The following is a 20,472-nucleotide window of genomic DNA, read 5'->3' as shown; positions in this document are numbered from 1 at the left end:
ACGTGGATCGACACCGTAAACGCCGTTCTTTTCCTCGACGGGCAGCTTCGGCTTCGAGGATTGCGGCCTGTCCTCGGCAAACCAGCGGTTGTTCTCGAAGCGGAAGGTCTCGGGGGAGGTACCGTCACCGATGTTGATGTCGATTTGCACCTGAGCACGTCGGAAGACGATGCGGTTGTCTTTGAGGAGCACGTTGCGGCAAGGCGCGAAGCCGGGCTCCTTGGTTTCCTGGAGGATGCGGAAGATCCACTTGGTTGGAAAGAGGATCGTGTTGCCGCTGAATTCCGCGCCATCGACACCGACAAACGCGGCGGCGCATAAACTGCCCTCGATGACGTTGTCCCGGGCGGTGATACGAGCCGCCTCGTGTTTCGCTCCTTGCGGTCGGAAATATGGCAATCCGGTGGAGCCGCCGATGTTCAGCGGACGTTCGCCCGCATTCGTGAAATGGCATTTCTCGACGATGACATCGCTCGTGCCGCCTTTGAGCTGAACGGCGGCGCTGGCGGTGAAACCTTCCTTGCCGATGAAACGGCAGCCGGTGATGAGCGAGTGATGACAGCCGACAAAATCGACCCCCTGCCCTCCCCAGCCAGTGATCGTGCAGTCGCGGATCGTCAGCTTGTCGAGGCCGGAGCATTTGATGCCGTCATGATTGCCCTTGGGGCCGATGTCGCTGATATCGACGCGCTCAATCGTGATGCCGGTGACAGGATTCGCCAAATCGCCGCCGTCATCGAGATTGAGGCCGTTGCCCGTCTGTCCGCTGATGCGCAGATTCCGCAGAGTGAGGTCGTTGCAACGCGAGAAATGCCACGCATTGCCGCCGCCTTTAAAATGAGGCGGATTTTTCGCATCCAGGGCCTCGATGGTGAGCTTTTCGACCCCGCTGACGGAGTGGCCGCCGGGATAGTCGCCAGGAGCGATTTTGAGTGTGGTGCCCGGCTTGAGATCACGCAAAGCGGTGCGCAGCGAAGCGACATCTCGCACGACGATTTCATCGGCAGCCGCCCAACCGCCGAGGAGCAGGAAGAGCAGCGTTCTCATGGTTTCACGAGACCATCAGGCAAGGCCTTGAGCCGCTCCACCTCGGTGACTTCGTGGAAGAACCACGGCTTGTTGTCCTTGAGCTTGAAGATGATCGTCTTGCTGGCGTATTTGAGGCCATCGTGCTCTTTCCAATCCGTGAAACGGTAGAAGTCGCCGCGCCAGTCGAGGCGGTGGAGGAGGCTGGTTTCCTTGTCGAAGTAGAATTTCATCGCCGGATCGACGCTGCCGCTGACTTGAAGGCCGAAGCAGGTTTTGCCCTCGTCGGTGAAGTCGGGGATGACCTCGATCTTGGACTTTTCATCGACAAGCAGGTCGAGCGACCACGCGCGCACGTCGTCTTTGGCGGGTTCGGCACCGCGCTCCTTCTTGTTGATCCACCATTTGTCCGGCTGGGAGAGGATGGACTCGCGGGTGGAGCGCTTTTTGCCCTCGGCGGGCTCAGGTGTGTTGCCGAAGTGGAAGGTCTCCTTGATGCGTAAGATTTTCAGCAGCTTTTCCTTCCCGCCAACGGCGGTGAGGGCTTTTTCGACGAGGGGCTTGGGATCGGCTGTCTGCGCGAAGGAGGATGTGGCAAGGAGGAGAGGGAGGATGAAGCGTCGCATGGTGTTGTATGCCAAACGCGCCGTAAACCGTCTTCTTCCCGTGTTAAGCCCCGAGCAGCCGCGTAAACGGATGCCCTTCGTTCTGGTCGATGCGTTCGGGCAGTCCTTTGTGATTGTAGGTGAGCTTGGTGTGATCGAGACCCATCAGGTGCAGGATCGTGGCGTGCAGATCGTGGACGTGCAGTCGGTCCTCAATGGCATACAAGCCGAGGTCGTCGGTGGCACCATAGGTCTGGCCGCCTTTCACGCCGCCGCCGGCCATCCACATGGTGAAGCCGGTGGGGTTGTGGTCGCGGCCATCACCCTGCTCGCTCATCGGCGTGCGGCCAAATTCGCCGCCCCAGATCACGAGGGTCTCGTCCAACATGCCGCGCGCTTTCAAATCGGCGAGCAGACCAGCGATGGGCTTATCGACCGCATTGCAGAGCTTTGAGTGATTCACTTCGATGCCCTTGTGACTGTCCCACTTGCTGCCCGCACCTGAGTAGAGCTGCACAAAGCGCACACCATTTTCAATGAGGCGACGCGCGAGCAGGCAGTTGCGGCCATAGACAGCCGTGGCCTCGTTGTCCATGCCGTAGAGCTTCTTCGTGGCCTCGGTTTCCTTGCTGAGATCCACGGCCTCGGGTGCCTCGGCCTGCATTTGATAGGCGAGCTCGTAGCCCTTGATGCGCGCGTCGAGTTCCGTGTTGCTGGCACGCTTGGCACCGTATTCACGATTCAAGGACGCGAGCAGATCCAGCTTGTCGCGCTGACGTTTACGATCCACGCCCTTCGGGTTGTCGAGATACTTGATCGGCGTGCCGTCGCTGTTGAACTCAACTCCCTGATACACGGCAGGCATGAAGCCATTGCCCCAGTTGCGCACGCCATTCACCACCGTGGCCTCGCTGTCTTTAATGACGACAAAGCCGGGCAGATTTCTGTTCTCGGTGCCGAGTCCATACTGCGCCCAAGCGCCGAGCGAAGGCCGACCACCAAACACGGAGCCAGTGTTCATGGAGCACACGCCGCCCGCGTGATTGATGCCGCTGGAGGCGCAGGAATGAATCACCGCGAGGTCATCAGCATGCTGCGCGACGTTGTTGAACCAATCGGAGATCCACAGGCCGCCCTGACCGTGCTGCTTCCAGGTGCGCTTGCATTCGAGCAGCGGCGACTTCGATTCGCCCATCGCGGTGATCGGCGGCTTGAAGCTGGCAGGCAAAGACTGCCCCGCGAGCTTGTTCAGCAGCGGCTTGTAATCAAAGGTGTCGAGATGGCTCGGGCCGCCTTCCATGAAAAGGAAGATGACGCTTTTGGCCTTCGCCAAGCGCTGCGGCAGACGCACGGGAGCCGCCTGGGCTTGGTCGCCCATCAGTGCGGCCAAAGCCACGGCACCAAAGCCACAGCCTGCGGTTTGCAGGAACTCGCGACGCGTGTTGGGGAGGTCGAATCGGTTGCAGTTCATGGTCTTAGTGGAGGTAAAAGAACTCGTTCGTGTTGAGAAGGATCTGACAGAGGTCGTTCATCGCTTGTCGATAAGGATCGTCCGCCTCGACGGTCTTGGTGTCGGAGCCGTTCCAGGCAAATTGCGAGGTCAGTGGATCAGCACTGCGCCAAGTGACGAGACCCGCGCTCCATTTTTCAGGATCGGCGTTGAGCGCCTTGTCGGCGAGAGCACCGCTGGCGATGCGCAGCGCTTCGATCTGACCATCCCATTGATGCGATGGCGCGCGTTTGTTCAATCCGCCGATTACGAGTTGTGAAGCGCCCAGGCTGAGCTTTGAGCGGATGTCCATCGGCACCACGGCGGACTGCACGGCGGCTCCAGGTTTGTCGAGATCGCGCACGCTGAAGGTGACGTTGTGACCAACGCAGGAAACACGCGCGACGATGTGGTAGCGACGGCCCAGCTCGATGTGGATGTTTGAAGGCACGACCTGATAGCCGATGTTGGCGTTCTCATCCTCACCGACGACTTGCACGATGACGTTGCGCGGCTTGTAGCGCGACTTCTCACCGGTGACGCCGAGGCTCCAGCCAAAGGCTTCCAAACTGTCTTTCCCGCCATTCCAGCGCGAAGCAATCGTGCGCACAGAGGCGTTCACGTCGATGCTGTTGAGGCTGGCGATTGTCTCCACGGTGAACTCGTCGCCTTCCTTCTCGCCGCTTTGAACGATGAGGCGCTCATGCGGTGAATTCTCTTTGAATCCGCCGGGTTCTTCGGCCGCTTCAGTGCTTTTCTTCGTCGGTGGCGTGGCGGTGCCGGCCCGCTTTTTCAGGAAGCCTTCCGCTGTTTCGCGCTCGCTCTTTGACGGCGGCCTGCCGAGCACCGCAAGCCAGGCGTCATCAATATTTTCGACGCGATCCGCCAGCTTGCGCGAGCGGGCGAGCAACCAGTCACCGTTGAGCAGTTGCAGCGCCTGCGTGGGCGTCGTCGTGCTCTGACGTTCAGCGACGCTGGAGAATCCGGCAGGCGCATCGAGAGCGCGCAGCAAATCGTTCTGGTTGTTGCGCTTCTTCATTGTGAAGACGGAGCGACGCGTGCCATTGCCATCTTCAGCGGGGCCGCCAGACTTTGGATCGAGTTCACCGCTGGCGGCGAGCAAGGCATCACGCACCTGCTCGGCATCGAGACGGCGAGGATTGAAGCGCCACAGATAGCGGTTCGATGGATCGATCTTCAATGCGGCCTCGGATGGCTCGCGTCGCGCCGTCTGGCGATATGTCGCTGACAGCATGATCTCGCGATGCAGCGGCTTCAGTTTCCAACCGTTGGCCACGAAGCGCTTCGTGAGGAAATCGAGCAGCTCAGGATGCGTCGGCGGCTCGCCCAGCTTGCCGAAGTCGCTCGCGGTGGCGACGATGCCGCGCCCGAAGTGATACTGCCAGACACGGTTCACGATGACGCGTGTGGAGAGCTGGTTGTCGGGCCGCGTGATCCAGTTTGCCAAAGCCGTGCGCCGTCCGGTGGAATTGCCTTTCGGCGTGATCTTCGGCTCCTTGGGGTCCAGCAGCGAGAGGAAGCCTGGCTCGATCTGCTGCTCGCCCTTGCGAGTCTTGATCGCCACCGCAGGCGCTTTTGGACCTGCATCCGTCGCCACAAAGGCGTCCAGCAGTGGCTTCGGCTTCAGTTCGTCGAACTTCTTCAGCTCCTCTTCCAGCGCCTTGTATTCTGCCTTGGCCTCGTCCGTCTTCAGGCTCTTCATCGGGTCGAAGGTTTTGCGCTCCTGCTGCATCTGCCGTTCGACCAAACCTGCGAGCTGCTTTTCCAAAGCCTCGCGCTCGGTGGTTGGCTTGCGCACCATCGCCTGCAAGTCTTCCGTGAAGCGTGTCAAAGCACGCTCCACTTTCGGTTCGAGCAGCGGCTTGGTCAGCGCATCCATCTTCGCGCGGATCTCGGCGGTGGCGGCTTCCCATTTCGCCTGCTGCGCATCATGAGCCTTCTTTTCCGCAGGCGTGGCCAGCTTCAAATCATCACGCCACTGCACGGGCGCCAGGAAGGCGCGCAGGCGGTAGTAGTCCTTTTGCAGGATAGGATCAAACTTGTGATTGTGGCAGTGTGCGCATCCCATGCTCAGACCGAGGAAAAGCTCGCCCGTGGTGTCCGTCATGTCGGTGAGAATGATGTCCCACTGGCCGCGAGCATCGCGCTGATTCCACTCATACACCGGATGCCGCAGAAACGCGGTGGCGATAAGCACGTTCGGATCGTTCGGCGCGATCTCGTCACCCGCGAGCTGCTCCCGCACGAACTGATCATACGGCTTGTCGTCATTGAGCGACTTGATGACGTAGTCGCGATAAGGCCACACAGACGGACGATAGGCGTCCGCATTGTAGCCATCGCTTTCCGCATAGCGTGCGAGGTCCAGCCAATGCTGCGCCCAGCGCTCGCCGTAGCGCGGGCTGGCGAGCAGTTCGTCCACCAGTTTTTCATAAGCCTGCGGGCTCTTGTCATTCACAAAAGCATCCACCTGCTCACGCGTCGGAGGCAGGCCGTGGAGGTCAAAATACACGCGGCGCACCAACTCATGGCGGTCAGCTTCCTCGGCGGGATCGAGTTTCATCTCGGCCTGCTTCGCCGCGACGAAGCGGTCGATGTCGTTGCGCACCCACTTGCTCTCCACCTTCGGCGGAGACACTTTCGCCACCGGCTTGAAGAACCAGTAGTTGCGCTGCTCCTCGGTGAAACCGCCTTCAGTCACCACAACCTTCTTCGCCGAGTCCTCTGGCCATGGTGCGCCGAGCTTGATCCACTTCTCCAGAATCGCGATCTCCGCGTCCGGCATCTTCCCGCCGTTGTTTTTTGGCGGCATCTGGAAGTCCTCGTCCTGATAGCGGATGGCTTCCATGAGCGGTGATTTTCCCGGCTGGCCTGGAATCAAAGCCGGGCCGGTGTCGCCGCCGGTTTTCAGATAGCCGATGTGATCCACGCGCAGGCCGCCCTTCTGCTTCGTGTTGCTGTGGCACTCAAAACAGCGCTTCACCAAGATCGGCCGCACGTCCTTCTCAAAGAACGTCATCGCTGCGCGCTGCGCGTCATCAGCGGCAAACGCACCGCCGGAGGCAAGGCCAGTGAGCAAGATAAGGGCATGGGAAAGTCGAAACTGATTCATTTCACCAGTATAAGGCCCTAGCGCCCCGACTTTGGACGCTAAAATTGGCAAAACTGCTGCCAAAGCAGTGCGTTACTTCGGCAGCGCCTTGACCATCGCCTCTGCGATGGCCGCCATGCCCGCATCACCGGGATGATTGGCGACGCCAGCGTGCTTGAAGGAGCGCTCGGAGCGGGCGTAGTTCTTCTCGTCTTTGCTGAGGACGCTGATGTTCAGCTGGATGCCATTCACGGCGGTGCAGGCTCCACGCAGCGCTTCGTCTTTGTCCGCATTGGCCCAGAAGCAACTACGCACAAGGATCGTGGGCTTGCGATCGCCTTTCAGTGTGGTCAGCAGTTTGGTGACGCTCTCCTGGAGCTTCGCCTTTTCTTCTGGCGTCTTCAATCCGGGCACGTTTTCGCCGATGGCGAGGATGATGAGGTCCGCTTGAAAATCGACGGCCTCCTTGAGCTTCATGGCGATGTCGTAACCCGCATACGCCCGCTCAAAGTCGGCGATGTTCTTCACCAGCACCTCAGGTGCGGCACCTTGTTTTTCGGTGAGTGCTTTCGTGACGAGATGCACATAGTCTTTGGCCTCGGCGCTCGCCGCCATGCCCCAGTTGCCGCTCCAGTCGATGTCGGCCTTGGGGCCGTGTTTGGTGATGCTGTTACCGAGGAAGAGGACTTTCTTGTAGCTGGTCTGCGCGGTGGTTTGCGTGATGAAACAAGCGAGGAGGAGGGAGACGAGGCGTGTCATGATGAAGTGTGGTGGATATTTACGGAGCGGAAGGACGCATCACCCAATCCCAGCGAGCGGCGGCTTGCTTGAGTTGGGATTCGAGATCGGATTCGGCCATGAGGCGTTGCTCGACGAGCTTCAGCACGACGGCTTTCACCTTGGCGAGATAGGCGTCTTTGGAGGCATAGCGTTCCTCCAGCGAGGGGCGCGGATCGTTCATCGCTTCGCTCTGTGATTTGGTCTTGGCAAACGGCACCCATGCGCCACGCAGCAGGTAAAAATCCTTCGGCGATCCGAACTCTGCCGGACGAAATACCCAGCCTGTGGCCGTGCCCAGCGGCACCGCGATGTCAGGCATGCGAATGCCACCGAGGTCATTGCCATCGGCATCGACCTGCGGCACCAGCAGCGGCAACTCGGTGCCGTCTCCCGCGCCATCGGCCAACTGCGGGTTGCGCACGCGACCACCAGCCTTCACCGCATTTGGCGCGGCCATGCCGGGAACTTTTGGGAAACGCACTTCCGCGACCGGAGTCAATGTTCCATCGCTCAACTTAGGATGCACACTCGCTGGTGGCTCGATGCCTTCGTTGACCCAACGATGCATCGCCAGTCGCAGCGCGAGGATCGACGCATTCGCGCTGACTGGATTCGCCAGCGGCGAGCCTTTGACCTGCGACGTCGGCGGAAAAGGAGCAGGACCATGCGAGGTGCCAGCAAAGAAGTAGGAGCGCACGTTTTCTGGCAGCTCGATGTCCTTCGCACCATCCGGCGTCGTGTGCGTGAGTGCCGCCACACGTCCCGCGCCCCAGTATTCGGCGGCCATGTTTGTGTAGAAGATCTTTGGCGCGTGCTTCACGCGGGCGTTTGCCAAAATTCCCTCCGCATGACCGCTCACCAGATCTTTTTGCGCCGTGTCGGCAAACGGATACGAGGCCGTGTAATAGCCCGACACACTGCGCGGCGTGGACCAACGCTGATTCAGCACTAATCGCCCGGCACCCGCGACATGCGCCATCACTCCATCGAGCGCCATGCGGTCCTGCTCGTCGGTGTTGAAACCGAGATAGACGAAGTCGCGCAAGAACCGACCACATTGCGATGAACCGAAGGCATAGGCGTGTTTCACCTTCGCGAGCGAGGTCCGATCATGCTTCAACCACGCCACCGCATCGCGAATCGCCGCATAGCCCAGTCCGGCCACTGGCGGCCCTTCGGCCAGATAAAACACTTCATAAGTCTTCCCCGGCTCAAATCCGCCTTCGAGGCGAATTCGGCCATTTTGAAGGCTCCAATGCTTTCGCGGCACTTCCTGGCCGCCGGAGAAAGCGGCGCGATCTCGCACGATGAGCCGGCTGTTGGCTCCTTCGATGTCCACTGGCGAATAATCGGTCAGATCGGTGAGCGTCTGCTCATCCAAGCGTTTGTCCGGCGTGAAGACGGCGCTCACCACACCTCGAATCGGGCTGCCATCCTTGTTTCGCGCTTTGGGCACCTCCAGGCGCAGTTTGTCGGCAGCGACATCGAACTCCCAGCCGACATTCAGCATCGTGAAGCCCTGCGCCATCATTGAGGCTGGCAGACTCGATTTGCCACCGCGATTCGGAATCTCCACCCACGCCGCGCCATTGCTGCGCGAGTCGTCCTTCGGTTTCCACAGCCTCAAATCGGCCACAAAGCTCAGTTTGCCCGCCGCATTCACCGGAGCTAGGTCCACATCCGCGATGACTGCATTGCCCGACAACTTCGGATCAATCTCGAAATGCAGTTTGCCAGTGATCTGCTCGTAGGCCGACTTGGGAATGTTCGAACGCTCCGTGATCTCGACCCGCACGACGGCGGCATGGGTGGTCAGTGAGGCGAGGCAAAGGCTGGCGAGAAAGCGGGAGAGAAAAGGCATCAGGTTCACTACGTTGAAGAGCGGTCGATTTGGCAATGATGATGTTCCGTAGCATAGGCTTTCTAGCCTGTGTGCTTGGGTCCTGCTCCGGAAATGAAAGCACAGGCTGGAAAGCCTATGCTACGCCAGCCCCACATGCTTCAGCGCCTCGACCGGCGGACCGTCGAAGGTCGCGCTGGGCACGTTGCCGACATATCCGATGGCCTTCATGCCTTCGGGCGTGGTGTAATAGCCTCCGGCAGTCAGGTCACGGAAGCGTTTGAAGAATGAAGCGGCCTTCTTGCCTTTCGGCTTGGCACTGGCGAGGTCATCGCAGATCGCCGTTTGCCGTTCGAGCGTGAGATCAGCGAAGGTCTTCTGAAAACGGCGCATCGCTTCCTCGTCGATCCATTTCAGGCCATCGAGAATGATGCGCCGATCACCGGCCTGCGCTGGATACGGCGAGCTGACCCACTCGTCGATGAAGTCCGGCACGCCGACTGCGGAAGCGCTGGGTGAAGTATCATCCGCAGGAATGATCACATCGCACAAAGCACGCGCGGTGCGCCGCTGCGGTTCGGTGAGCGTGAGCGGCCAGACATCGCCTGGTTTGTAGATCGTGACCATGCTCGGATCAGGGCCGTAGCCTTTGGCCTTGATGAGATCATCTGCGCCAAAGGCATTTGGATCACGCACGGCCAGGGTCGCCGTGGCGCTGAGCATCCACTGCATCGCCTTGCGACGATCCATGCGTGGAAGATTGTCAGTCGGGCTCATCTCAGATGTTTCCTTTCTTCATTTCATCCATGAGGTGATCCGCCATGCGCCAGGCCAGCGCCATGATCGTGAGCGTCGGGTTTTTGTCCGCTGTGCTGGCAAAGGGTGCGCCATCGGCAAGGAAGACGTTTTTCACATCCCAGGTCTGGCTCCACGCATTCGTCACCGAAGACGCAGCATCCGCGCCCATGATAGCGCCTCCGACTTCATGGATGACCGTGCCGCCCTGCTTGATCGCCTTCGCGGGATCGGTCTCGGGCTTCGACACCTTGCCGCCCATCGCTTCGAGGATCTCGCGGATATGCTGCTGCTGATGCTTAACGAGGTTCAGTTCCGCGTCGGTCCACTTCCAATGAAAGCGCAGCACGTGGATGCCCCACTGATCCTTCGTCTCGGGATCGAGTTCGGTGAAGCAGCCGTCGTTTGGCAGCATCGTTCCCTGCGCACCGAAGCCGAGCTGGCAGCCATAGAACCGACGCGCTTCCTCTTTGAGCTTCTTACCAAACAACACGCTTGGGCTGCCCGCTCGACTGTCGATGCCATTCACCACGCCGAGCGACGGCATCTGTCGTCCGCTTGTGAACTCCAGATGATAGCCGCCAGGGAAACCCAGCTCACCTTTGCGATTCTGATCGTGCAGCGTCCACGGTACATACGCATGAGGACCGCCCGCGCCGTCCTCGTTGTGAATCGGCATTCCCTCGAACGCCGGGATGTGAGCGCTGACACTGCTCTGCACCGAGTCGGTGATGTATTTGCCCACCTTGCCGCTCGAGTTCGCGATGCCTTGCGGGAAGAGATTCGACTTCGAGTTCAACAACAAGCGCACCGACTCCATTGCACCCGCCGCAAGCACGACGACGCGACCTTTGGCATGGCCTTCGCGTCCCGTTGACTTGTCGATGAAGGTGATGCCCGTGGCCTTGCCCTGCTTGTCGATCGTCACCTCACGCGCCATCGCGTTCGGCAGGATGTCGAGGTTGCCCGTCGCGAGCGCGGGCCGCAGATGCACGGTTTGCGAATCGTAGTTCGCATGAATTGAGCAGCCGCGATGACAGTCCGTCGCCCAAAAACACGGTGCCCGCATGCGCATGTGCTCGGCCAGGATGCCCTGCGCCTTCGCATTGCCCGGATGCAGCTTCGCAGGCAGCGTCTCCGCGTCCTGAGGCTTCGTCAGCACCGCGCGATGAATCGACGTGATGTGCGCCCCGACCTTCTTGCCATGCTTCTGCGCATAAAGCTCGCCGACTCGCAGTTTTGGCGCGGGCTGCAATACGCCCGGCGATGAATCAGGCGAATTCTCCAGACCTTCATTCGTGCCGAAGACTCCAATGAGCATCTCCACCTTGTCGTAGTATGGCGCGACATCGTCATAGCCAATCGGCCAGTCAAAGCCTGCACCGAAGCGTGTGCGCGGCTTGAAATCATACGGCCCGTTGCGCAGCGAAATGCGCCCCCAGTGATTCGTGCGCCCGCCCATCATGCGCTGCCGCCACCACTTGAACTGGTTCTCCGGTTCCGGGTTCGCATTCGTGTAGGGCTCGCCCGGAATCTCCCAGCCGCTGTTGATCGAGCAATCGTGGAAGCCGTATTGCTTGTCCGGTGTCTTTTCACCGCGCAACGGTGCCTGACTCGGCAGTTGGAACATCGCCACCTCCGTCGCCGGATCAAACGTGCGCCCCGCCTCGATCATGAGCACCTTCACGCCCTCCATCGTCAACGTGTAAGCCGTCTGCCCGCCGCCCGCGCCGGAGCCGACGATGACGACGTCGTAGTTGGATTGAAGTTTGTCGGCGGTGATGACAGGCATGGCGGGAGGATCTGAATGTAGAGCAAACTTCCAAGTTCGCCCTGAAAACGCGCATTGATGAACGCACTTAGAAGTTCGTTCTACACCTCTTCCAACATCATCTTCGCGTCACCAAAAGTCTTCGAGCGCACGTCCATCTTGTCCATCATCGACATGAACAGGCGGCAGAGCTGGCGTTCGGGTTTGTCTTTGTAGTCAAGTGCTCGGCCGGTTTTGAGCCGTCCTCCCGCGCCACCGAGGACGATGACCGGAAGCTGGTCGTTGTCGTGTTTCGCGCCGGCCATCATGCTGGAGCAGTGCATGAGCATCGTGTTGTCGAGCAGAGTGCGCGGCCCCTCTTGGATCGTGTTGAGCTTTCGCGCAAGATACGCGAGTTGCTCCATGAAGAACTGGTTCACCTTGAGGAAGTCCTCGCCGTCACTGTGGCTGAGCAGGTGATGGATCATGTAGTCGATGCCGTGCCCGGCCTGCTGAATGCTGGGCAGATTCGGGAAACGCAGGGCGCTGTGGTCGTTGTTGAGCTTCAACGTGGTGATGCGCGTCGTGTCCGTCTGGAAGCCGAGCACCAGGATGTCGCACATGAGCCGCATGTGCTCGCCGATGTCCTGCGGGATGCCATCGGCGGGACGCTTCATGTTCGGTTTGTCCAAAGTGGGCCGCCAGCCTTGCAGTTCACCGCGTTTGCCCGCGTTTTCGATGCGCTTCTCCACCTCGCGCACGCTGTCGAGATATTCATCCAGCTTCCGCTGATCGCTGGTGCTGATGTCGCGGCGCAAATCCTGCGCGTCAGCCAAAACGGCATCCAGCACGCTCTTGTCCGCCGGTGAAGCGGCGTCTTTGAAGAGCCGGTCAAAGGCCAGCGCGGGGTAAAGCTCCAGCGGCGTCGGTGTGGTCGGCGAACTCCACGAGATGTGCGAGCTGTAGAGCATCGAGTAGTTCTTGTGCACCGACGGGTTCGACTTCTCGCACGCGAGCACGAGGCTCGGCACCTTGGTGCTGCGACCATACGTTTGTGCCAGCATCTGATCAAAGCTCGTGCCTGACCGGATCTCACCGCCGCTCGCGATGGGAGCACCGGAGAGCATGTTTCCCGTCTGCGAGGAGTGGATGTTCCCCTTCCGCCCTTCTTCGTGATACAAGCCGCGAACAAAGAGCATCTTCTCGCGAAACTCCGCCAGCGGCGTCAACACTTTGCCCAGTTCCATCGCCTTCCCCTCGCCTTTCGCCCACCATTCCTTGGAGTGGAAGCCGTTGCCCGAAAACGTCACGCACAACCGCAGCGGCGCTTCGCTGTCCGGTTTGTTCTTCTTCGGCTCATCGCCCCAGACATTGACGGACTCCATCCACGGCAGCGCCATGCTGACGCCTGTGCCGCGCAGGAAGGCTCGACGGGAGAATTGATGTCTTTTCATGTTCATGAATCAGTGGTTGGCGATGATTTCTTTCCCCCGCGCCTCCCTGAACTGCGGGCTGCGCACGATCAGATCGACGAGTGTGCCCATGCGGAGATCACTCCTCACCATCTGCTCGATCAGGGGCTTGTCGGAAAGCTGCACGCTGCGGCCGAGGGCATAACCAAGGAGTTTGCGGCTGAACTGACGCAGAAAATCGTCGCGGCGTTTGGTGAGGAGGTATTCGCGCAAGTCGGCGAGGCCATCGACCTGCGTGCCGTCGGGCAAAGTGGTCTTGGTGTCGGCTTTGCGGGCGCGACCGATGGCGTCGAAGCCTTCGAGCGCGAAGCCGAAGGGGTCGATGCGCTTGTGGCAGCCGATGCAGTTCGCGTCGCGGCTGTGGCGCTCGATGAGCTGGCGCTCGGTGAGGTCGGCGGGGGCTTCCTCGGGCAAAACGGGCACGCCGTTTGGTGGGATCGGCAGTTTGTCGCCGAGGATGACCTCGCTGAGCCAGGTGCCGCGCAAGATGGCGCTGTTGCGCGAGGCTCCGGCTTGTTTGGCGAGTGTTGCCGCGAAACCAAGGATGCCGCCGCGACCTTGGGAGTGGAGACCGTCGATACGTTGCCATTCGCCTTTCGAATCAAAGCCATAGTGCTTCGCGAGTTCCTCGTTCACGAATGTGTGATCCGCATCCAGCAGACTGAGCACGCTGCGGTTGTTTTGAATGAGATCGATGAAGAAGCGGGTGACTTCCTCCTGCATGTCGTCGCGGAGGTCGAGGAAGGTGGGGAAGTGGCGTTCGCTCTTCTCGTCGAGCGTGGCGACATCGCGCACATGCAGCCACTGGCAGCCGAACTCGGTGGCAAGGCGGCGCACTTTGTCGCTCTTGAGCATGCGTTGGGCCTGCGCGGCGAGTGTTGCGGTGTCCTGGAGATTGGCGGAGCGCAGCGCATCATCCGGCGCAGAGGACCAGAGGAAGTAGCTGAGGCGTGTGGCGAGCTCCTGGGTGCTCACGGGGCCGGTTTTGGCGGGCGCTTTCTCGCCGCGATACAAAAAGGCGGGCGAGGTGAGCACGCGGGCGAGCATGAGACGCGGCGGGAAGGCTTTCAGCGCGGCAACTTCTTTCGCGCTAAGCGAACGACGCCATGCCTGAGAGGCGAAGTCGATCACGGCGGCTTTTTGCGGCTCAATGACGGCTTTTTGCTGCTCTTTGAAGTCGGCGGCGGCTTTGAGGATCGGCTGGCGCATGGGCTCGAAGGCGCTGGGCTTCGCATCCTGTGTGGCGAACTGCCAGAGTTGCTCGAATGCATCCACCTGCTTCAGCGGAGCCTCGCTGACGAAGAGGAGTTCGTCCCAGAGATGGTCGAGTTCGCGGGATTCGGCCTCGGTGAGCATGAGGCGCTTCAAAGCCTCGTCTTCGCGATAAAACAGCGTGAGCGTGACAACCTCGTCCACGGGAACGATGCGGTTGTAGCAGAGTGCGATGGGGAAAAGGGCGCGGAAGTCATGGAAGGCAGTCTCAAAGCGCTTTCGGGGCTCGCTGGCGTCGTTCACGAGGATCGGGGCGCTGTGCTGCGTGACGAGATTGTTGTCACTCCACTGGCCGCTTTTCTGCGCGGACTCGGATTTGCCCGCGACGAGGCTTGTGGTGGCCTTCGGCTTTTCGGTGAGCACCTGCATTTGAACGCTACCGCTCGTTTTGGAGGCCAGTTTGCCGGTGACGACGAACTCCGTGCCGCTGGCGAGTGCAGCGGGGATTTTTACTTCGACGATAGAGGGCGCATTGGCTTTGATGTCAGACTTATCGGACGATTCGGACCTATCCGACAAAAACGGTCTCAGCAGCGTTGAGTTCAGAGGAAAGTCCTTCTCCAAAAACTGCCGCACCTTCACCGCAAGCTCCGCCGATGGCTTCTTCCGCCACGCGGCGATGGGCGCGGGCACATCCGGCGCGGCTTCGAGCGTGGCCGACTGGCTGAGGAAGTGCCACGCGCCGTGCGGATTGCTTTTCAGGATGTTGGGCGAGACATCCTTCGCAAGATCCCAGGTCATCTTGCCATCGCTGAGCGTGAGATTGATGGCGGTGAGGTCGCAGACGTGGCTGCCATCGCGCGGACCGATGACGAGCGCGATGACCTGGCCGGGCTCGACACGCACGTTTTCAAACGGTCCCATCGGCAAGACAATCGCGCCTTTTGTCACGCCGCTGGCGATCACCTGGCTGGTGTGGCCGCGACGCACTTCGAGTGCCCAGGTGACGCCGTTGCCGCATTCGGGATGCGCATCGGCCACATCGCCGTGAATGCGGAGCGTGCATGCATTCTCACAACGCCATGCGATGACGGAAGAACGGCTCGGCGAAGGATGCGTAGCGACGCTGTGCGCCTTCATCACGCCCGGCGTGCGCACCGTGGCATCTGACGAGTTCGCCAGCACGCCGAGTGCTTGCTCGCCCTGCCAGCCTTGGATGAAAGCATAGTCCGGCGTGCTCTTGAGCTGCTTGGTGAGCAACGGTTCAAGGTTCGTAGTGCCGTAGCCGAGGTATTCGCGCCATGCCGTGAGCAACGTGGCGTCCACATCGTCCTTGCCGCTCGCGATGGCATTCAGGCACTGCTCCGTGGTCGCGATGATCTTCGCTCGTTGCTCTTCCAAATGCTTCACGAGCGGTGGAAGACCGCTGATCGGCAGATCGGGCCGTCCAGGAGCGACGAGCCGTGCATTCTGCCAGATCACCTCATCCTCCGCGCTGCCATCGCCAGCATCGGTGGTGCTCAAATAGAGCGTCACATCGCGATCCGACGTGAGTTTCACTCGCATCTCATGCTGCGGTACGAGCGGCGTCACCGGCTCCTGCCAGGCCTTAGGGCCGTTTTCTTTGCCGATGTGTCCCACGCTGGCGAATCGCCACAAAACCTGCTGCCAGGGATTGATGTCGGCGGCGGTAAGTTTCTTCTCGCGAAACTTCGCCCGCAGTGGATTGAGCAAAATCGACGGATTCGTGCTCGTGAGTGCCTCGCGGAGTATTTGGAGATATTTTGCGCTCAAACCTTCCGCGCTGCCGCGTCCCTGAAGCGCATCAAGATACTTCGCCAGCGGCAAACGCCCGCCACCGGTGCCCGTGTCGAGCTTGATGCCTTGGGCGACGGTTTGCGTGCCTTCAGCCGTGCCCGTGTGGCGTGCGTAGATGGCGCGGATGGCGGCGAGCGCCTCATCCGTCCAGTCCTGCGCCGAGGTGCTGGCGGACCAATGCATACCATGCGGCGTGAAGACCGCGTGATTCGCGATCTCCTTGGCCGCGTCGAGATACTTCGTCAGCAAAGCGGGCGACATCACGAGCGCCGCGCCTGCATTGGTAAAGCCCTCTCCCGCCGCGCCATCGACCGGAAACTCCTTCGCGGGATCGAGCGACTCAATGCCAGTGAGATCCCGCAGCGTGTAGGTGTATTCCATGTTCGACAGACGCCGCAGCACCACCGGGCCGGGATCGCCCGCATTGGCGAGCGCGATTTGATCCAGCGTGCCTCTCGTCCAGTTTGTCAGTGTGGCTTTCTGTTCAGCCGAGAGTTGCTTCTCTTTCTTCGGCGGCATTTCGCCCATCTCGATTTGCTCCAGCACACCTTCCCAAATCATCGGCTCCTTCTTGATCTCGGCGAGGCTGGTGAAGCGCTCCAAATCGAGATCGCCCTTCTGCTTCTCGGTGGAGTGGCAGGTGTTGCAGCGCTCCTTCAAGACAGGCAGGATCGATTTCTGGAAATCGTCGGCGTTAACCCAATGAACCGATAGCGTCGCCGATAACGCGACGCTCAAAAGCGGGGCGGAGAACTTCATGCCAGAATCTCCTTCACGACGTTGCCATAAACATCCGTGAGCCGGAAATCACGGCCGAGATGCCGCCACGTCAGCTTCTCATGATCGAGGCCGAGTTGATGCAGGATCGTGGCGTGCAGGTCATGCAGATGCACTTTGCCGGAGACGGGCCGGAACCCGAAGTCGTCGGTCTCGCCGAAGGTGAAGCCGGGTTTGATGCCGCCGCCGGCCATCCAGGTGCAGAAGCTTTCGGGCTGGTGCTCGCGGCCGTGTTTGTGGATGGGCGAGGTGCCACTGAGATCCTGGCTCCAGGGCGTGCGGCCAAACTCGCCGGACCAGACGACGAGCGTGTCATCGAGCAAGCCGCGTGATTTCAAATCTTTGATCAGCGCGGCGCAGGGCTGGTCGGTTTCGGAGCAGCTCTTCGGCAGGGCATCGCGAATGTTGCCGTGATGATCCCAGCCGCCCATGGTGACCTGCACAAAGCGCACTCCGGCTTCGCTGAGACGGCGCGCGAGCAAACAAGCACGACCGTTTTTGTCCGTGGTCTTTTCGCCGATGCCGTAGAGTTTTTTTGTCGCCTCGGACTCGTTGGAGATGTCCACCAGCTCGGGTGTGGCGCTTTGCATGCGGAAGGCGATCTCCATGCTCTCGATCATGCCTTCCATCCGCGCATCGACCTCGGCACCCTTGAGCAGGCGGCGGTTCATGCGCTGGGTGAAATCGATGCGCGCGCGCTGCGCCTTCGCATCGCCCGAGACATCGGCGAGGTAGTCGATGGGCGACTGCTTGTCGCCCTGCGGAATGACGACCTTCGTGCCCTGATGCGCGGCGGGCAGGAAGGAGGCGCCGTAAAGCCGTGTGTCACTGTCGGGATGGATAGTGATGAAGTTCGGCAGGTTGCTGTTCTCCGCGCCGAGACCGTAGCTGATCCACGAGCCCATTGACGGCCGCACATCAGCGGTGACGCCGGTGTGAAACTGAAGAGCGGCAGGCTGATGCTGGTTGTTGTCCGAATGCACGGCACGCAGCAAACTGATCTCATCGGCGATGGTTGCGGTGTGCGGCAGCAGATCGGAGATCATCATGCCGGATTGCCCACGCGGCTTTACCTCGCCATGCGTGGCGAGCGCGAGGAACTTGTCCGTGCCAACGCGGAGCTCGTTCGTGTTGATCGGCGCGGAGATGGTCTTGCCATGCATCCGCTTGATGTAGTCCTTTGGATCAAACAAATCCGGCTGCGACGGCCCACCTGACATGAAGAGGAAGATCACTCGCTTTGCCTTGGCCGGAAAACGCGGTGCCTTCACCGCAAGCGGAGTCTGCGCGGCCTGCACGAGATCGTGCAAGGCAAGCGCGCCGAAACCGCTGGCGGTGCGTTGCAGCCAGGAGCGGCGGGAGAATGCGGGAGTCGTGTTCATGATCACAGGCGGAGAAGGAACTCATTCGAGGAAAGCAACGCGTGGCTCAGCTCGATCCAGGCGGCTTTGGCGGGTGCGGATTCGAGGAACTGAACGGCATCATCGCGTTCAGCGGAAGTGACGGGGCGGCTGAGGACGCGGAGCCACAACGTTTCAAGCCGTGCGCCTGTGTTTGACTCAGTCTGCATGAGATCGGCGGCGAGTTCGGTCGCGCGAGTTCGCAGCATGTCGCTGTTGAGAAGGAACAAGGCCTGCGTTGGCACGGCGGTTTCGGCGCGTTTGCCGGAGATTTGCGCGGGCTGGGTAAAGTCGAAGACATCTCGCAGTTTCGCGGAGGCAGGTTGCGCGGCGGTGCGGATGACGGGCAGGTAGATCGTGCGCTCGAAGTCCTGGATGGGCCGCATCTTCTTGAGGTTGAAGGCCGGTGGATTCACCGCTTTTGGGCTGAGGCTGCTGACGTTCTCGGGGAACTCCAGCGGCAGCGCCGTTCCTCCTCCCGAACGCGCCAACTTGCCGCTGATGGCGAGCATGGAGTCGCGAATCGCCTCCGCATCAAGCCGCTGGCGATTCATCCGCCAGAGCAGGCGATTTTCCGGGTCTTTGCTCATCGCGATGGCGTTGTGCGCGCTGCTCATGCGATAAGCCCGGCTGAGCACGATGGCGCGAATGATCTGCTTCTGCGACCAACCGCCGTTCACAAAACGAGTGGCGAGATGATCGAGCAAGTCGGGGTGCGTCGGAACCTCACCACGCACGCCAAAGTAATCGACGCTGCGCACCAGACCTTCGCCGAAGAGCTTCTGCCAGATGCGGTTCACCGTGACACGAGCCGTGAGCGGATTGCGCGAGTCAGCGAGCCAGTCGGCAAGCTGCACGCGGCCGCTTTGATTCGCCGGAATCGGCGGTATTTCGCACCACGAGGCCACGCGCATGACGCCGCGCTTCACCGCATCACCCAGCGCATACGGATTGCCGCGAATGGTGATCTGCATGTCGGCAGGCTTTTCACGATCATGCACGGCGAAGGCTTTCGGCGCGATGGGCGCGAAGAACTTGGCGTGCTCGACTTCGCCATTGATGGCTTTGATGCGGGCGGCCAGCGTGTCGCGCTTCTTTTCGAGTCCGGGCTTGGTTTCCTTCGTCGCTTTGGCGATCTGAGGCTCCAGCGCGGCTTTGTCCTTCTCAGCGGCTTCGCGTTCGGCGCTGAGAGTTTTGATCTTCGCTGCATTGGCGGCGAGGAGCTGCTCACGTTGGGCCTTCTGCTCGGCTGTTTCGGGCAGCTCGGCCTTGTGGACACTGCTCCACACGCCGTTGTCGGTCTTGTAGGTCGAGTCGGTGCTGCGGAACATGCCGGCGATGGCGTAATAGTCCGTCTGCGCGATGGGATCGAACTTGTGATCGTGGCAGCGCACGCAGCCGAGCGTCATGCCTAGAAAGGCGGTGCCGACCTTGCTGACCTGCTGGTCCACGAGGTCCATCTCCATCTTGAGCTTGTCCACGGCGACGATTTCGACATCGCCGAGCACGAGAAAGCCGGTGGCGATGATGTTCTCGGCGCGTTTCTGCGGTGAATCAGCCTGGAGCAAGTCACCAGCGACTTGCTCGCGAATGAACTGATCGAAGGGCTTGTCGTTATTGAAGCCATTGATGACGTAGTCACGGTAACGCCACGCATGCTCGGCAAAGACGTTGTTCGAGGTGCCGATCTGATCCGCATAGCCGGTGAGGTCGAGCCAGTGCCGAGCCCAGCGCTCGCCGAAGGCTTTGTTATTCAGAAGACGGTCAACGACGGCGGCATGGGCTTCTGACGAGTCGGACTGGTCTGACAAGTCGGACGTGAAGCTCTCAATGGCTTCAGGTGTCGGCGGGAGGCCGGTGAGATCAAGCGATACGCGGCGAAGCCAGGTGTAGGCATCGGCATCGGTGGCTGGCTTGAGGTTGGCGGCTTCAAGTTTCGCGAGTATGAAGCGATCCATGGCATCAAGCGGCCATGCGGGGTCTTTGACCACCGGCGCTTTGGCATCGCGCACGGGTTGGAAGGCCAAGAACTTCTTTCCGGCCTCGAAGTCGATGGTTCTGGCCTTTGGAGCCACTTTCGCCACTCGCGAATCCGGCGCACCCATCGCGACCCATTTCTCCAGCACTTCGATCTCGCTCGCGGCCAGTTTGCCCTTCGGCGGCATCTCTGTTTCGGGATCGGCATAGCGCACGGCCTGGATGAGATGACTTTTCGCCAGATCGCCGGGAATGATGGCCGGGCCGTTGTCGCCACCGGTCTGCCAGCCCGTCTTCAAATCGAGCGCGAGACCGCCTTTGATCTTCTTCTCATGCGAATGGCACTCGTAGCAGCGCTGCTGCAACAGCGGCAGGACTTTGGATTCAAAGAACGCCATGCCGTCATCTGCGCGGAGTGC

The 20,472-nt window shown here is 60.6% G+C and carries 12 protein-coding genes; all 12 read right to left on the bottom strand.

All coding sequences use genetic code 11. The features are described 5' to 3' along the window. Positions 1-1,047 (bottom strand): right-handed parallel beta-helix repeat-containing protein (locus ACILSI_RS09035; protein ID WP_395721541.1); only part of this gene is annotated, 1,047 nt, incomplete at its 3' end. Continuing rightward, positions 1,044-1,652: a hypothetical protein gene (locus ACILSI_RS09030; RefSeq protein ID WP_395721540.1), complete on the bottom strand. Its 609-nt coding sequence runs from the start codon at positions 1,650-1,652 to the stop codon at positions 1,044-1,046. The genes ACILSI_RS09030 and ACILSI_RS09035, both read right to left, overlap by 4 nt. Before the next feature lie 43 nt (positions 1,653-1,695). After that, positions 1,696-3,102: a DUF1501 domain-containing protein gene (locus ACILSI_RS09025; protein ID WP_395721539.1), complete on the bottom strand. Its 1,407-nt coding sequence runs from the start codon at positions 3,100-3,102 to the stop codon at positions 1,696-1,698. 4 nt (positions 3,103-3,106) lie between these two features. Beyond that, on the bottom strand, positions 3,107-6,220 hold the full coding sequence (locus tag ACILSI_RS09020) for a DUF1549 domain-containing protein (protein WP_395721538.1): 3,114 nt from the start codon (positions 6,218-6,220) through the stop codon (positions 3,107-3,109). A 105-nt stretch (positions 6,221-6,325) separates the two neighbouring features. Beyond that, positions 6,326-6,991 carry an SGNH/GDSL hydrolase family protein gene (locus ACILSI_RS09015; RefSeq protein ID WP_395721537.1) on the bottom strand — a complete coding sequence of 222 codons (666 nt, stop codon included), beginning with the start codon at positions 6,989-6,991 and terminating at the stop codon, positions 6,326-6,328. Positions 6,992-7,010: 19 nt separating this feature from the next. Beyond that, positions 7,011-8,873, bottom strand: a complete 1,863-nt coding sequence (locus tag ACILSI_RS09010; protein WP_395721536.1) for an alpha/beta hydrolase domain-containing protein — start codon at positions 8,871-8,873, stop codon at positions 7,011-7,013. Positions 8,874-8,993: 120 nt separating this feature from the next. After that, positions 8,994-9,629 carry a gluconate 2-dehydrogenase subunit 3 family protein gene (locus tag ACILSI_RS09005; RefSeq protein ID WP_395721535.1) on the bottom strand — a complete coding sequence of 212 codons (636 nt, stop codon included), beginning with the start codon at positions 9,627-9,629 and terminating at the stop codon, positions 8,994-8,996. A 1-nt stretch (position 9,630) separates the two neighbouring features. After that, entirely contained in the window at positions 9,631-11,439 is a 1,809-nt protein-coding gene (locus ACILSI_RS09000; RefSeq protein ID WP_395721534.1) for a GMC family oxidoreductase, read from the bottom strand. An 80-nt stretch (positions 11,440-11,519) separates the two neighbouring features. Beyond that, positions 11,520-12,851, bottom strand: coding sequence for a DUF1552 domain-containing protein (locus tag ACILSI_RS08995; RefSeq protein ID WP_395721533.1), 1,332 nt, complete (start codon positions 12,849-12,851; stop codon positions 11,520-11,522). A 9-nt stretch (positions 12,852-12,860) separates the two neighbouring features. Then, on the bottom strand, positions 12,861-16,658 hold the full coding sequence (locus ACILSI_RS08990; RefSeq protein ID WP_395721532.1) for a DUF1592 domain-containing protein: 3,798 nt from the start codon (positions 16,656-16,658) through the stop codon (positions 12,861-12,863). Then, positions 16,655-18,058: a DUF1501 domain-containing protein gene (locus ACILSI_RS08985; protein WP_395721531.1), complete on the bottom strand. Its 1,404-nt coding sequence runs from the start codon at positions 18,056-18,058 to the stop codon at positions 16,655-16,657. The genes ACILSI_RS08990 and ACILSI_RS08985 overlap by 4 nt, the downstream gene beginning before the upstream one ends. Positions 18,059-18,060: 2 nt before the next feature. Then, on the bottom strand, positions 18,061-20,451 hold the full coding sequence (locus tag ACILSI_RS08980) for a PSD1 and planctomycete cytochrome C domain-containing protein (protein WP_395721530.1): 2,391 nt from the start codon (positions 20,449-20,451) through the stop codon (positions 18,061-18,063). Positions 20,452-20,472: the final 21 nt, after the last annotated feature.

This window comes from Prosthecobacter sp., from assembly GCF_044232965.1.
Taxonomy (GTDB): Bacteria; Verrucomicrobiota; Verrucomicrobiia; order Verrucomicrobiales; family Verrucomicrobiaceae; genus Prosthecobacter.
This window is presented reverse-complemented; position numbering and strand designations above follow the sequence as displayed.